Raw genomic sequence first — 13,951 nt, forward strand, 5'->3', positions numbered from 1 at the left:
GTTAGGGTAAGTTATGTCTAAGATATTAGTTACTGGTGCCACAGGCTTTGTGGGCAAACGTTTAGTGCCAGCGCTTATTTCCGCTGGGCATGAAGTTCGTTGCGCGGCATCCAGAAAAGTGACTTGGTTGAATGCCGAACAAGTTATTGTTAATAAATTAGAAGATGATCCTGATTGGAGCGAAGCACTGGCCGATATTGATGTAGTAATTCATCTTGCTGCTCGAGTGCATGTAATGAACGAAACATCTGCCTCAGCGATGGAGGACTATTGTAAAATTAATAGCATTGCCACAAGAAACCTTGCAAACCAGGCAGCCCAGCACCATGTGAAACGCTTTATTTTTTTGAGCTCTATTAAAGTAAATGGTGAATTCACTTTAAAGAATACTCCTTTCACTGAGGAGAGTATTGCTCAGCCTGAAGATCCATATGGACAAAGCAAGCTGTATGCAGAGCAATATTTGCAAGCCATTAGCCAAACTACTGGCTTGGAAGTTGTGATTATTAGACCACCGCTAATTTACGGCCCCGAAGTTAAGGCCAATTTTTTAAAAATGTTGCATTTGGTACACAAAGGATTACCCTTACCTTTTGGTCGAGTGAAAAATAGCCGCAGTTTGGTTTATATAGGGAATTTAGTTTCCGCATTATGTGCTGTAGTTACTCATCCTAATGCTGCCAACCAAACCTATTTAGTAGCGGACGATGACTCATTATCGCTAACCCAAATGATGAGTACTATAGGTAAAGAAATGGGCAAGACTTCAAGATTAATGCCTGTTCCTGTGGGGTTTATGTCGTTGTCATTTGCCTTACTTGGTAAGAAGAATATTAATACGCGCTTATTTGGCTCGTTAGAAGTAAGTAACAATAAAATAAAATCGCAATTGAATTGGGTTCCTCCAGTTACGGCTACGGAGGGGTTAAGAGAAACTGTAAAATGGTATCAATGTGAATTCGGCTCTTAGTATCTTTTTTTTAGCGTGTTCAATAATTTTAACGAAGGTATTCTGCCGTGTGGCTCAGGGTACTCGTTTAATGGACAAGCCTAATAACCGCTCTATGCACTCTAAACCTACAATTAGAGGAGGGGGGATAATATTTATTGGCTTGTCTCTAATATCAATCCCCGTTCTTTGTTATTTAACCCAAACCCCATTTCATGAGCAATTGCCTTTCATGCTGAGCATTCTGTTGATTGCCGCAGTGAGTTTTGGTGATGATTTATTTACTTTGTCAGTAAGGCCGCGCTTTCTTGTTCAATGCATCGCTGCCTGTCTTATTGCATGGTTTATGAAGCCAGAACAATTGGATTTTGGCTTTTTTTCCATATCTTATTCATTTCTCATAATTCCTTTGGTTTTCGTACTGGTTCTTTGGTCAATTAACCATTTTAATTTTATGGATGGCCTGGATGGTTTTTGCGCCTCTCAAGCCTTATTCCTATGTGCTTCTTATGCCATTTTATTTGCGCTGCACGGAGCTTTCTTTTATCAAGGGTTCTGTTTAGTTCTAGCTGCTGGGCTTGTTGGATTTTTGATGTTTAATTTTCCACCTGCCAAATTATTTATGGGTGATGTTGGTAGCGCTACTTTAGGTTTAATCAGTTTTTGTGTTGCCCTTATCGGACAGCAAAAATTTCAAATTCCTATTTTATTTTGGTTTATGCTGAATAGCCTCTTCCTTTTTGATGCTACATTGACTTTGATTCGTCGAATGCTTCACAAAGAAAAATGGTCAACGCCACATAGAAAACATGCTTATCAACGATTAAGACAATCAGGTATTACTGTTCCTGTTATCTTGTTAGGGCAGTTAGTTTTGAATAGTTCATTTTTTATTTTAGTTATTCTACTTAATATGGACATATTTATACCCTTTTATGTTATATTACTGCAGATAGGCCTTGTTGTACTTGTTTATTGTTTAATTGAAAAAATTTTTCCTATGTTTTGTTCTGAGTTTAGCTCTTGAATTTATTGAAAAATTCCAATTTTCCATTTATAAAGTAAGATGGATTAAAGATTTCCTTAATACTTTGTTAATAATAAAGGTGTACAATAATACCCGTGAATTAAATTTTGCTTTGTTTTTAGTTATCTTGTAGTTGCAGAGAACAACCATGGATGTACTATGGAGAAGCGAGTGACTACTTTGTTAGGGAGATTTTGTTATGTTAATTTTGACTCGTCGCATTGGCGAAACACTCATTATTGGTGATGACGTTAATATTACTGTTTTAGGTGTAAAAGGCAACCAGGTTCGTTTGGGTATCAATGCACCAAAAGATGTATCTGTACACCGCGAAGAAATTTATTTACGTATACAACAAGAAAAACAATCAGACGATTCTGAGACAACTGTATAATCGATTTCCTCGCAGTCATCCAGTTCCGAGCGCCTAAAAATGCTCGGGACGAACCTCAACTTTTCCTTTCATTTTTTCTTTGTAACGTAGTATCTCCTGATGAAAGCAAATGCTTTACACCACATTCATCTTCTAGTATGAGTTGCCCCATAGAATTAACCCCACAGGCTATACCGGACAAAACACCCTGTGCTTGGGTAATATGAATGTATTTACCTACTAAATAATCAGATTGGTTCCACTCATCCATAAAGGCATTTAAGTCGGTTTGAATAAATTTGTTTAGATAATGTTCCAGATTTTTAATGAGTCTGGCAATTAATAGGTTGCGGTCAAAATAGCGATCGGTCATTTCATAGAGGGAGCACCAGGGTTTATCAGGAAGAGGGTGCTTTTCTGTATCGGTGTTAACATTTAAGCCAATGCCAATAATAACCTGTGCGTTTCCATTCGATTCAGCCAAAATTTCAATTAAACTGCCACAAAGCTTTTTATCGGTCCAATAAATATCATTAGGCCATTTTATTTTTACATCCGTTGCTAAGTTAAATTCATGTAATGTGTTTAGTATGGCTAAGCTGGTGACTAGGCTTAAGCCTGAGAGTTTGTTTAGGTCATAGTTCAGGTTCCAACGACTGGAGCAATAAATATTTTCGCCAAAAGGGGAGTGCCATTGTCTTCCAAAACGGCCTCTACCTTGGTTTTGGATTTCTGCACAACATAGTTCGAGCTGATTGCTCGGTGCCAGGTCTTTTAAAAAACGATTCGTGGAATCAACGGAAGTAAATAAATGCATCTTAAACGGGCTGGCTATTTGTGCTTGCAGATGCTCGCTAATGCGTTGCTCATTTAACAAAATGAGCCGATGCGGAAGTTTATAGCCTTGTTGAGGTATACTCTTAATGGGAATGCCAAAGTCAATAAGTTGATTAATCTGTTTCCAAATAGCAGAGCGGGTAATGCCTAAGATTTGCCCTAGGGTTGAACCACTGTGACATTCGCCGTCACCTAAAATAGACAACAAAGTGTTCTGTGTCGAAGTAAATTGCATCATACAGTTAAAATCTCTGGGTGGTAGGGGCATTGGGTTGTATCTGAATTATTCCATGCCTGATTTCTCTAACTGTGGGGTGGTAGCATAAGGCTGCGCTATAACCTATCTCAGGCATGAATGAGCGTAATTGCCATGTCATATTATTTAATGGGTCATCCACCAATTGCTGAGTAGGGATGGCGGTCGGTACGTTAAAGTCTTTGGTTGGGTATGCAAGTCCTAATCCACAAGCTTTAATAAACGCTTCTTTTTGTGACCAGATATGGAAGAATACAGCAGGTTTTAACGAGCGTGGTACTTTATTAAACTCCGCAAGTTCTTGAGCAGAAAAAGCGCTTTTCGCAATTCCTTCATAAGGACGAGCAGAATATTTTTCAACATCAATGCCCATGGGGAAGCCTTTGCCTACTGCGAGTAGTGCTAAATCTGCAGTATGGCTCAGATTAAATTGTAATCGTGCCGAGTTCATTACCTTGGGTTTGCCATGATAGTTATATGTGAATTCTAAGTGCTCAGGACTCGTGTTTAAATAACGAGCTAAAATAATTCTTAATGTTACTCGTCCAGTAGAAAAACGCCGTTGATGCTTGTTGAAATAAAATCGGGCAGCACGCGCTTGCTCTTCTTCATTTAATATTTGTGCTGCATTAGCTAAGTCTTCGGCTAAAGAAAACTGCCAAAGGTCAATTCGGTTTTCATGTAATATGCAATTATCCGTATCTAAATCAGCAAACCCTGTAGTAATCATATTTTTGTCGAATCTGGCATCAATTAGTAATTATAGGTTATCATATACTATGATATTTTAATTTACCAAAGAGTATTGAATGAGCCGACAATTTTTGGACTTTGAACAACCGATAGAAGAGTTGAATCAGAAAATTGAAGCACTACGGATGGTAGGTAATGACAACGAGGTTAACTTAAGCGAAGAAATCGCGCGCCTTGAAGTTAAATGTTCTGAATTAACTGCACAAGTTTTTTCTAGCTTAGAGCCTTGGCAAATTGCTCAAATGGCTCGCCATCCTTTGCGTCCTCAAACAACAGATTATATTGAGCGTATCTTTACTGATTTCCAAGAGTTACATGGTGATCGTAGCTACTCTGCAGCTCCGGCGATTATTGGTGGTTTAGCTCGATTAAATGGTGAACCTGTGATGGTGCTTGGGCATCAAAAAGGAAAACGTACTAAAGAAAAAGTGTACCGTAATTTTGGTATGGCACGCCCTGAAGAGTACAGAAAAGCATTGCGCTTAATGAACATGGCGGAAAAATTTCAATTACCGGTGATTACTTTTATTGATACCGCTGGTGCTTATCCTGGAATTGGTGCGGAAGAGCGCAACCAGTCTGAAGCAATCGCACGCAATTTATTTGTGATGTCACGATTAAAGGCGCCCATTATTTGTATCGTTACTGGTGAAGCTGGTTCTGGTGGTGCTTTAGCGATTGGAGTTGGTGATAGGGTTCTAATGCTGCAATTTGGCATTTACTCAGTAATTTCTCCAGAGGGATGTGCATCTATTCTTTGGAAAGATGCAGCCAAAGCCCCAGATGCTGCTCGTGCAATGCGGATTACGGCAGATAAAATAAGTGAAAATTTATTAGTTGATGGGATAATTCCTGAGCCTTTAGGTGGTGCTCATCGCAATGTAGATGAAATGTCTGCGCGTTTAAAAGAAATTTTGGTAACTGAGTTACACGCATTAAAGAAAATGCCTATAGATAAACTTATTGAAAAAAGATACCAAAAATTTATGGCTATGGGGGCAGTGAGTTAAGAGGATTGCCATATCCCCTCGTCATCGCGAGCGCAGTAACCCGGTATTGGGTTCTAACGAAGCTGCGCTTGCAATGACGAAATTCACATATCGAGTAAATAGCAACTCGGAATAGCACACGACCAAAACCCGGCACAATGAGTCAAATTAATATGGTAGTTCAATGAATCCTACCCCAACTGAATTATTAAATGCTGATTGGCTCTCGCACTTTGACCACTTTGACAAATTAGTTATAGGCTTTAGCGGCGGGCTTGATTCAACTGTGCTGTTACACGCACTTGCTTCACATTCTTCCCTACACTCTAAATTACTTGCAGTACACATTAATCACGGAATAAGCCCTAATGCTTTAGCTTGGCAACAGCATTGTGAACAATTTTGCCGCCATTTAGGTATTAACTTTATTTCCGAGACAGTTGAATTTGATCGTAGTGCAAATATTGAAGAAGGAGCCCGAATTGCTCGATACAGGGTATTTTCTGCATTATTAACGGAAAAGGATTGTTTGGTTTTAGGCCATCACCAAGATGACCAAGCGGAAACGGTGCTTTTGCAATTACTTCGTGGTGCGGGAGTCGATGGTTTGGCTGCAATGGCTGAACTGGGCGTTTTGGGGAATGGGGTAATAGCCAGACCATGCTTAAATATTTCTCGGACTCAATTAGAGCAGTATGCAAAGTCGCAGCAATTGTCCTGCATAGAGGATGAAAGCAATCAGGACATTAGTTACTCGCGTAATTATTTACGCCAAAAAATCCTGCCTTTGCTCGTGGATAAATGGCCAGGAGCTGTGGGAAATATAGCTCGCGCTGCGTTACATTGCCAGCAGGCCAAAAGTAATTTGGATGCCTTGGCCTTGCAGGATTGTCCAGAACTGTCTTTTGCAAGCGACTCTTTATGTATCACACCACTTATCCAATTGGATTTTGCACGCATTGCCAATGTACTCAGAACTTGGCTAAAGAAAAGGCAAATAAAAGCTCCTTCGACCGCTTTATTAGGTCGAATTATTGATGAACTCATTTTTGCGCGAATTGATGCAGCACCGCAAGTTAATTGGGATGAAGTGGTGGTTCGCCGTTATCAACAGCATATTCATCTTAATAAAAAAAATACAATATGCTTGCCAAGTTACAGCGAATGGCTCGAGTTTCCTTCTCCATTAATGTTAGGGGCAGACGGTTTTTGTGTGACTGCAGAACCAGCCCAACAGGGCTTAGTCGTGCCTCTAAACGTTAAAATAACGATTCGTTTTCGGCAAGGAGGGGAAACATTTGTTTTACATGGCCAAACCAAACAATTAAAGAAACTATTCCAGGAGTGGCAAATACCACCGTGGCAGCGTGAGCGCACTCCCTTACTTTATATCAATGATGAGCTTGCCGCAGTAGTTAATTATGCCATTAGCGATGCCTTTTTTAATTGCAATGCACCCCTAGCCTGGTCTTTAAAAACACAGCAGACTTAAGATGAGCATTATGATTGACCCTTATACATCTGAGTGATATATTTTTTATTGTGCTTAGAGTAGGTTGGGCCTAAGCGCCAACCCACGATTCACTCAAGAGCTCGAATGTCAATGGACTTGGTATTTAAAAACTCTGAGGCTTAATAAAATGAATGATTCATTGATTACAGCAATTTTGTCACAAGCAGACAATCCCTGGGCAAAACCTGAAGACGTATCCGATCTCAATACCCGGTTAAAAAGCAATTGCTATGGCGGCTATTTTGCTTATCTCAGTTACTTCAGCGGGGCACTGAATGGAGGTTTAGAAGACGATTATAAAAATATTAGCCACTTTATTACCTTAAACACCAATGAAATAATTACCCATTTTGATACAGATGCTTTATTGAAACATGCTGAGGCCTTACTGCTCGAAGCGACTAGTAAAGTGGATAAAAGATTAGCGTATAAAGCAGGCATTTGTTTGGCTTTAGTTGCTGTATATGCCGAAGACGTACTAAGTAAAAAAGCAGCTTATGAGCAATTAGCAAAATTATTTGCTGAAAAAAGTTTATTAGCTGACCCACAATCATTAGAGCGTTGTAATCTATTTTTAGCTCCTCTTTCAGTAGATATCCAATTTAACTCAACTCGAGCAATTATTTGGTCTTGGGAGCTAACTGGGAAAAAAGTTGATACTTTTGAGTTTGATCGGCAACTGCTAATAAAGACAGAGTTTGCGAATCAACCTATAAAAAAAGCACTATTTTTGCTTGGATTGTCTGATCTTGATTTATTGGATAAAGATATAATACAGGCAGCATACGAGAGATGTAGTAAAAGATTACAAGAACTTAGTGATATCTCTTTTGAAGAGGTAGCTGCTCATCCATTATTAAAGTATTTTAATGAGGCGCAAAATTTACTTCTGCACTATCAATGTCTTATCAGTTTTAATTACAAGAATAGGCTGCACTCATTAGAAAACTTATTATTGCTGGTTAAAAATGCCGAGATAACCAATGAAGAGGTTTTTACAAATTTATATCAAGCAATCAATGAGTTTGACACAGAGCTCAACGAAATATTGCATATCGTTCAGGTAGAACCACCATACATCACTGAAGAGATAATCGTAGAGCATCTGGGCGGATATCTGGGAGACACCAGGCAATATAAGGCTCAAGAGCAACTACACACATTGATTGGGGCGTTTTGGGAAGATATTTATGCCAAAGTATCGCCTTTGCTTAAGGTGGCACAAGGTGTGTTAGCGAACCATGAGAATATATCGGTACGTGTCGGTCCCCTAATTGAATTCGTTATGAAAGCAGAAAAGATTAGTGGGCTCATTGCGCAAATTAAAGAGCTACAACTGAAAAAGTTTAGAGAGATATCAATAGCTAATAACGCAGCTCAACAATGGGATGAGCTAGGTTTGGCTATGAAAAAAGTCAAAGAGCAAATTGATTATTATAAAGCATGGGTACGAATTAATATCCGTGACCTTATTCATCTTAATGAATGCTTGGTTTTAAATGAAATGGAGCGCACTAAAGATACAGATGCTCTTCATCTAATCAGCGAGCAAAACTCATTAAACAAACATATTGATGAAAAATTAGAGTGGCTGGGGCAGTTAAATGGCACTGCCAAAGCTATTGTTGAGAGCGAATTAAAAAATCAGGCGCTTGGGGCTACTGCTTACGAATCAATAGAAAGTATGAGACGAAATCTTGAAGGCCATAGGACTAGATTGTTGCTTTTTAAACAACAAGGAGCCGGTAAATTAAATGAGTTGTTACAACAGGATATTAGTGCACTTTTACAGCAATATAGGGATGCAGCTAAAAGATTAGAGCAGTGTTTTCAAGAAAGAAATAGCATGAATTTTTCTTGGGAAAAAAAATGGGGTGAGTTTTTAAAGCAGCAGAAAGTACTGGATAACGTTTTTAGCCTATTGAATAAAAAAATTCCCCCGGACTATGATTCTGCGGAGTATATTTCCCAAAGTACAGCTAAGTGTATTTTAAAGTTAAGACAACAAAAAACAGGTTTTGAGCAAAAAATAGCTGAAGTAAAAAAGAAAATTGAACAAGGCACTATTGATACCTTTTATTATTTGCTATTAAAAAAACGCATTGAGCAAGAAGTAGAATCGTTGGCAACGCCAGACCATGAATTTTTAGGCGAATTCTTACAAAAAATAGAGCAAATAAGTTGTGATGATCGTGGACAGCGCTATGCGTCATTGGTGCAACTAATTAAAACGGAGCAGAATGAGCTAGGGCAGTCGCGTGAGTATAACTGTTTTGGATGGTATTGTTCCTCGCATTCACATGCTCCATTTGCTCCTATTCTTCGTGAGACGGAAAAGCTGGTATTGCTTATTACCAACAAGGATTGGACTTATACTCCATTAAGTTTAGATGCCATGAAATATATGATTTTAAAAAATCAGATTGAACAAGCATGTGCACGTTATTCGGAGCAGGGTACACACCATCAAGATCGCAAGGACTCAATTACACGCCTGCAACAGCTGATCGCACAATTAGATCAGCAGGAAGCAACCCAAGGAGAACGCTTCCAGGCTTTATATGAGGGCTTAAAAAGTGAATTAGTTGCAACAACAAGTTCTCATTTAAGAATAGGCTTTTTCCCAAACTGGCATCAGTGTCGTTTGCAAAAGGTTTATGGCGCGATTCTGCAAAATGCAGAGCACATCAGTTGCTTAGGTTTTGAGGTAGTTGATGCCCCACTTTTAGTCGCATAAACACCGCTCACGCAGTTCCGTAGCTTAACGTGGCCCCCTGTGTTGTGTCGCTAGATCTATGGATCTTGCCGCACTGCAGAGGGCGCATCAAGTCTTCAGGGTATGACATGTTCTTTAAACGGCAACTAACGCCGATAGCAGGGGGCAGTTAACATTCCGGTAAATTAACGGCCAACCCACCCATAGAGGTTTCTTTATAGATACTTTGCATATCCATTCCAGTTTGTTTCATCGTTTTGATTACTTTATCAAGGGATATATGATGCTGCCCATCCCCAATCAAAGCCATACGCGTTGCATTAACCGCTTTAACGGACCCCATGGCATTACGTTCAATACAGGGTATTTGCACCAAACCTAAAACCGGATCACAGGTCATACCTAAATGATGCTCCATGGCAATTTCCGCAGCATTTTCTACTTGAGCTACGGTTCCGCCTAACACCGCAGTAAGTCCGGCCGCTGCCATCGAAGAGGCAACTCCTACTTCACCCTGGCATCCAACTTCTGCACCCGAGATTGAGGCTCCTTTCTTATATAATATGCCAATGGCTGCTGCGGTAAGAAAATAAGTATAGACATCCTCATTACCCATGCGATCATGTGCTTGTTGGCAATACGTTAACACAGCAGGAATAATGCCAGCGGCTCCATTAGTTGGGGCAGTAACAATACGCCCACCAGCAGCATTTTCTTCATTTACTGCCATGGCGTATAAATTAAGTTGATTCATGATATCCGAATTTTCGAATACACTCTTCACCCCTTGTTGCTCCATTAATTTTTTATAAAGTGCTGGAGCACGTCTTTTTAAGTTAAGGCCACCAGGTAAAATACCTTCATGCCGACAACCATTCGTAATACATTCATCCATTACTTTGGCAATGTCTAAAATTCCTTGATGAATTTCCTCTGTGCTACGCCAAGTCAGTTCATTTTGAAGCATAAGTTCAGCAATGCTTAACTTATTGTCGGCGCATAATTTTAATAATTCACCGGCCGTGGAAAAAGGGTAGGGAGGCGGATTTGCATCTTCTGTTGCCTTATGAAAATCTTCTTCAGTAGTAATAAACCCACCACCAATTGAATAATAAATTTGGGCAATTAATAAATTATCTTGAGCATCAAAAGCGGAAAAACGCAGTCCATTAGTATGTAGGGGTAAAAGTTCTTTTTGTAGAAATAGGAAATCAGTTTTTTCATTAAATGGAATGCTTTGCTTACCCGCCAGATTCAGTGTATGCGTGTTAAGAATTTCATGCATACGAGGTACCATCGATTCAGGTACGACGGTTTCCGGGGCTTTGTTTTCTAAACCATTTAAAATAGCTTTATCTGTGCCATGCCCTTTTCCGGTTAAGGCAAGCGAACCATAGAGTTCAATTTTAACTCGTTGAATAGTATTGATTAATTCCTTTTCTTCAAGTAAATCTAAAAACGCATTCGCAGCAAGCATGGGACCGACGGTATGAGAGCTTGATGGGCCAATGCCAATAGAAAATAAATCAAATACACTAATGTTCATGAGTTTTCTATCTCTTGTTTTAAATAGAGGCAAGTGTAGAAGGATCTTACCTCTTTGTCTATTTCTAATTAAATTATATATTACTGGTAATTTAATGTGTTTTTAGGCAGAATAAACAAGGATTTTTTCAAGGTGTTATATCTTTTCACTTATTAAAAAAGATATGTACTATAAGCAAAAGACTAAAAGGGGATTCTTTATGAAGATGAGATTGGTCACTGCAGCCGTTTTAGGGCTTGCAATGTCTACTGCAATGGCTGCTGATGCATTAGTTACAGACAAAGATAAATTGTCTTACAGTATTGGTGCAGATTTAGGGAAAAATTTTAAAGGTCAAGGCATCGATATCAATCCTGAAGTATTAGCAAAAGGAATGCAAGATGGAATGTCTGGCGGTCAATTAATTTTAACTGAACAACAAATGAAAGATGTTTTAAACAAATTTCAAAAAGATTTAATGGCTAAGCGCAGCGCAGAATTCAACAAGAAAGCTGAAGAAAACAAATCTAAAGGCGAAGCGTTTTTAAGCACTAATAAAGCAAAAACTGGTGTAGTAGTATTACCAAGCGGCTTGCAATATAAAATTCTTGAAGCTGGTACAGGTGCTAAGCCAGGAAAAGCAGATACTGTAACTGTTGATTACACTGGTACTTTAATCGACGGTACTGTATTTGATAGCACTCAAAAGACTGGCAAACCAGCTACATTCCAAGTATCACAAGTTATTCCAGGCTGGACTGAAGCATTACAATTAATGCCTGCTGGTTCTACTTGGGAAATTTTTGTGCCTGCTGATCTAGCTTATGGCCCACGTAGTGTTGGTGGTCCTATAGGTCCTAACGAGACGTTGATTTTCAAAATTCATTTGATCTCTGTTAAAAAAGCAGTAGCTTAATATCCTTGTCCGCCCTGGGCTTTCTGTCCAGGGTGAGCTTCCACTCCTTATTTATGCTTCAAGTGATTTGAATAATGAACAAGCGTCTGTTGATCATTTTCATTCTAGGTTTTTCTTCTGGTTTGCCCATGGCATTAATCAGCAGTACTTTGCAAGCCTGGTATGCATCCAATGGAATGTCTGTGTTTGTTACCGGAATGTTAAGTTTAATTAGTTTGCCCTATGCGTATCGCATTTTTTGGGGGCCGATTTTAGATCGTTATTCTCTATTTTCTATAGGTAAAAGACGAAGTTGGATTCTTACCATGCAATGTCTCTTGCTGGTTGGATTCAATTTAATGGCTTGGTTTACCCCAGAGCAGTATCCAAAGCTTTTAGCTGTTTTAGCGTTTATTCTAGCGTGTTTTTCCGCAACACAAGATGTTGCAATTGATGCCCATCGAGCTGAATACCTACCCGAATCGGAGCACGCCTTAGGCGCATCTTTAGCGGTGTTTGGTTATAGATTGGCCTTATTAATTTCCGGTGGTTTCGCCTTAGTCATGGCGCAAAAATTAGGCTGGGCCTTCACTTATCGCTTTATGGGAGTGCTGATGAGTGTTGGTATGTTGGCTGTGTTATTCAGTAAGGAGCCAAATTCTGTACCAAAAGAGAAAATTTCTTTTGCACAATCGTTCATTGCCCCTGTTAAAGAATTACTAACTCGCCCTGGCATCATTTATCTTTTATGTTTTGTTTTTTGTTACAAGTTGGGTGAGGCGTTTACCACAACGACTAGTGGTATTGTCATGCCGTTTTTGATTCAAGGCTTAGGGTTTTCTTTAGATACTATTGGTTACATTAATAAGATGCTTGGGGTTGGTTCTATTTTATTAGGTGGCTTACTTGCAGGCCTTATATTAACCCGTTGCTCGTTGTATCGCTCTTTGTTTGCTTTTGGTTTGTTACAAGCCTTAACCAATGTTTTATTTGTGGCTTTAGCAATGGCTGGTAAAAACGTAGTCTTATTATCAGTAGCGGTCTTTTTTGATAATTTTGCCGCAGGCATGGGATCTACAGCATTAGTGGCATTATTTATGCGATTAGTGAATAAGCAATATACGGGAACCCAATTCTCCATACTAGTAGCCTTATCAACTATTCCGCGAATTATTTCAGGTCCTGTAGCCGCATCTATTCAAATGGCTATAGGTTGGGTAGGGCTGTATCAGCTTTCTATTGCTTTCGCTTTGGCATTTATCCCATTTCTCATGTTGATTAAAGGCCAAACCGAAGAACAACAGAAAGAAGAAGAAAGCCTCCTCGACTTACACCCTACACAATAGACTCTGATGAAATGAAAAAACTACTGTCATTGCTGATGAAAATAAAAACACCGAGAGTGCATACAGGTTTTTTACACATAGCATAAAAAATACTGATTATGCTATGTGTTTTATCAGGGGCACGATTATACAGTTTTAAACCATCCGGCATATGAAACCGAATTTTTCAATTCATTAATACGAATCTTGGTTTTTTCAAGAACGCAGGCTTTATAAACCAGCCGAGCTCGGACCGCGTCCTGGGCTGCACGAGACATAAAACGGCAATCAGTTTCTTTAAATTTAATCCAAAGTAATTCTGATTGTTCCAAACCTCTATTACCACCAAAACTTGAATACAGGCCATTTAGCTTCCCATCATAAAAAGCTAGCTGCTTATCAAGGCATTGTTCAAAAAGTCCTAGATGATTGAAGGTTCGGCAATTACTTTTATACATGTATTCACCGGCATGCAGCTGAACGTTAAACGTAATGAAACTAATTAAGAGACTGAGTTTGAAGAACTTCATATATGTTCCTTTTCCATTAAAAGTTAGTTTGCCCTACCAGCAAAAATGTTGGTAGTTCTATGATTCCCAATTCCATAGTTGGGGGAGGTGCATAGGCTATCAATACTTTTTAAAAAATCAATAGACCTAGAATTTATTTTGAAAATAAAATCAGCAGTGAGTTAAATATTTAACAAGCTGCTCTTATATCGCATATATTATCTTAATAATACAGCACCTTATAAAAAAAATATCCTCATAGTTTCTCCTTGCATCCTCATAAT

General features: G+C 39.0%; 12 protein-coding genes. 8 read left to right on the forward strand and 4 right to left on the reverse strand.

Translation table 11 applies throughout. From position 1 onward, the window contains the following. The first annotated feature begins 13 nt into the window (after positions 1-13). The 3 genes from ACQY7T_RS10105 to csrA all read left to right on the forward strand — a co-directional run bounded on the left by ACQY7T_RS10105 (position 14) and on the right by csrA (position 2,370). Positions 14-970 (forward strand): UDP-glucose 4-epimerase family protein, encoded by a 957-nt coding sequence (locus tag ACQY7T_RS10105; RefSeq protein ID WP_428413133.1) that lies wholly within the window; start codon positions 14-16, stop codon positions 968-970. Continuing rightward, entirely contained in the window at positions 954-1,976 is a 1,023-nt protein-coding gene (locus tag ACQY7T_RS10110; RefSeq protein ID WP_428413134.1) for an MraY family glycosyltransferase, read from the forward strand. The genes ACQY7T_RS10105 and ACQY7T_RS10110 overlap by 17 nt, the downstream gene beginning before the upstream one ends. Before the next feature lie 199 nt (positions 1,977-2,175). Beyond that, positions 2,176-2,370 carry a carbon storage regulator CsrA gene (csrA, locus tag ACQY7T_RS10115; RefSeq protein WP_006869248.1) on the forward strand — a complete coding sequence of 65 codons (195 nt, stop codon included), beginning with the start codon at positions 2,176-2,178 and terminating at the stop codon, positions 2,368-2,370. Positions 2,371-2,425: 55 nt separating this feature from the next. On the opposite strand, the gene ACQY7T_RS10120 is transcribed toward csrA, so the two are convergent. Together ACQY7T_RS10120 and ACQY7T_RS10125 are read right to left on the reverse strand one after the other, a co-directional pair. After that, complete coding sequence (locus ACQY7T_RS10120; protein WP_428413135.1) at positions 2,426-3,424, reverse strand: biotin--[acetyl-CoA-carboxylase] ligase; 999 nt, start codon at positions 3,422-3,424, stop codon at positions 2,426-2,428. A gap of 4 nt (positions 3,425-3,428) precedes the next feature. Next, positions 3,429-4,172, reverse strand: a complete 744-nt coding sequence (locus ACQY7T_RS10125) for a 4'-phosphopantetheinyl transferase family protein (protein ID WP_428413136.1) — start codon at positions 4,170-4,172, stop codon at positions 3,429-3,431. A gap of 79 nt (positions 4,173-4,251) precedes the next feature. Between ACQY7T_RS10125 and ACQY7T_RS10130 the strand changes: the two genes are divergently transcribed. The 3 genes from ACQY7T_RS10130 to ACQY7T_RS10140 all read left to right on the forward strand — a co-directional run bounded on the left by ACQY7T_RS10130 (position 4,252) and on the right by ACQY7T_RS10140 (position 9,434). After that, on the forward strand, positions 4,252-5,205 hold the full coding sequence (locus tag ACQY7T_RS10130) for an acetyl-CoA carboxylase carboxyltransferase subunit alpha (RefSeq protein WP_428413137.1): 954 nt from the start codon (positions 4,252-4,254) through the stop codon (positions 5,203-5,205). 163 nt (positions 5,206-5,368) lie between these two features. Continuing rightward, positions 5,369-6,676 (forward strand): tRNA lysidine(34) synthetase TilS, encoded by a 1,308-nt coding sequence (gene tilS / locus ACQY7T_RS10135; RefSeq protein ID WP_428413138.1) that lies wholly within the window; start codon positions 5,369-5,371, stop codon positions 6,674-6,676. A 148-nt stretch (positions 6,677-6,824) separates the two neighbouring features. After that, positions 6,825-9,434 (forward strand): hypothetical protein, encoded by a 2,610-nt coding sequence (locus ACQY7T_RS10140; protein WP_428413139.1) that lies wholly within the window; start codon positions 6,825-6,827, stop codon positions 9,432-9,434. 148 nt (positions 9,435-9,582) lie between these two features. Here ACQY7T_RS10140 and ACQY7T_RS10145 read toward each other — a convergent pair whose 3' ends face one another. Then, a complete protein-coding gene (locus ACQY7T_RS10145; RefSeq protein ID WP_428413140.1) occupies positions 9,583-10,959 on the reverse strand; it encodes an L-serine ammonia-lyase in 1,377 nt (458 codons plus the stop codon). A gap of 199 nt (positions 10,960-11,158) precedes the next feature. Here ACQY7T_RS10145 and ACQY7T_RS10150 point away from each other — a divergent pair, with 199 nt between their 5' ends. Together ACQY7T_RS10150 and ACQY7T_RS10155 are read left to right on the forward strand one after the other, a co-directional pair. Continuing rightward, a complete protein-coding gene (locus ACQY7T_RS10150; protein ID WP_428413141.1) occupies positions 11,159-11,854 on the forward strand; it encodes an FKBP-type peptidyl-prolyl cis-trans isomerase N-terminal domain-containing protein in 696 nt (231 codons plus the stop codon). Between the two features lie 74 nt (positions 11,855-11,928). Next, positions 11,929-13,179 carry an AmpG family muropeptide MFS transporter gene (locus tag ACQY7T_RS10155; RefSeq protein ID WP_428413142.1) on the forward strand — a complete coding sequence of 417 codons (1,251 nt, stop codon included), beginning with the start codon at positions 11,929-11,931 and terminating at the stop codon, positions 13,177-13,179. A 125-nt stretch (positions 13,180-13,304) separates the two neighbouring features. On the opposite strand, the gene ACQY7T_RS10160 is transcribed toward ACQY7T_RS10155, so the two are convergent. Beyond that, complete coding sequence (locus ACQY7T_RS10160) at positions 13,305-13,688, reverse strand: lysozyme inhibitor LprI family protein (RefSeq protein ID WP_428413143.1); 384 nt, start codon at positions 13,686-13,688, stop codon at positions 13,305-13,307. Between the last annotated feature and the right edge of the window lie 263 nt (positions 13,689-13,951).

The sequence above is a fragment of the Legionella sp. genome, from assembly GCF_965140895.1.
Lineage (GTDB): Bacteria > Pseudomonadota > Gammaproteobacteria > Legionellales > Legionellaceae > Legionella.

Bases quoted from the DNA above. Each gene is read 5' to 3' on its own strand.
- ACQY7T_RS10155 (WP_428413142.1), top strand. From the start codon at position 11,929: ATGAACAAGCGTCTGTTGATCATTTTCATTCTAGGTTTTTCTTCTGGT.
- ACQY7T_RS10150 (WP_428413141.1), top strand. From the start codon at position 11,159: ATGAAGATGAGATTGGTCACTGCAGCCGTTTTAGGGCTTGCAATGTCT.
- ACQY7T_RS10105 (WP_428413133.1), top strand. From the start codon at position 14: ATGTCTAAGATATTAGTTACTGGTGCCACAGGCTTTGTGGGCAAACGT.
- ACQY7T_RS10140 (WP_428413139.1), top strand. From the start codon at position 6,825: ATGAATGATTCATTGATTACAGCAATTTTGTCACAAGCAGACAATCCC.
- ACQY7T_RS10130 (WP_428413137.1), top strand. From the start codon at position 4,252: ATGAGCCGACAATTTTTGGACTTTGAACAACCGATAGAAGAGTTGAAT.
- tilS (WP_428413138.1), top strand. From the start codon at position 5,369: ATGAATCCTACCCCAACTGAATTATTAAATGCTGATTGGCTCTCGCAC.
- ACQY7T_RS10120 (WP_428413135.1), bottom strand. From the start codon at position 3,424: ATGATGCAATTTACTTCGACACAGAACACTTTGTTGTCTATTTTAGGT.
- ACQY7T_RS10145 (WP_428413140.1), bottom strand. From the start codon at position 10,959: ATGAACATTAGTGTATTTGATTTATTTTCTATTGGCATTGGCCCATCA.
- csrA (WP_006869248.1), top strand. From the start codon at position 2,176: ATGTTAATTTTGACTCGTCGCATTGGCGAAACACTCATTATTGGTGAT.
- ACQY7T_RS10125 (WP_428413136.1), bottom strand. From the start codon at position 4,172: ATGATTACTACAGGGTTTGCTGATTTAGATACGGATAATTGCATATTA.
- ACQY7T_RS10160 (WP_428413143.1), bottom strand. From the start codon at position 13,688: ATGAAGTTCTTCAAACTCAGTCTCTTAATTAGTTTCATTACGTTTAAC.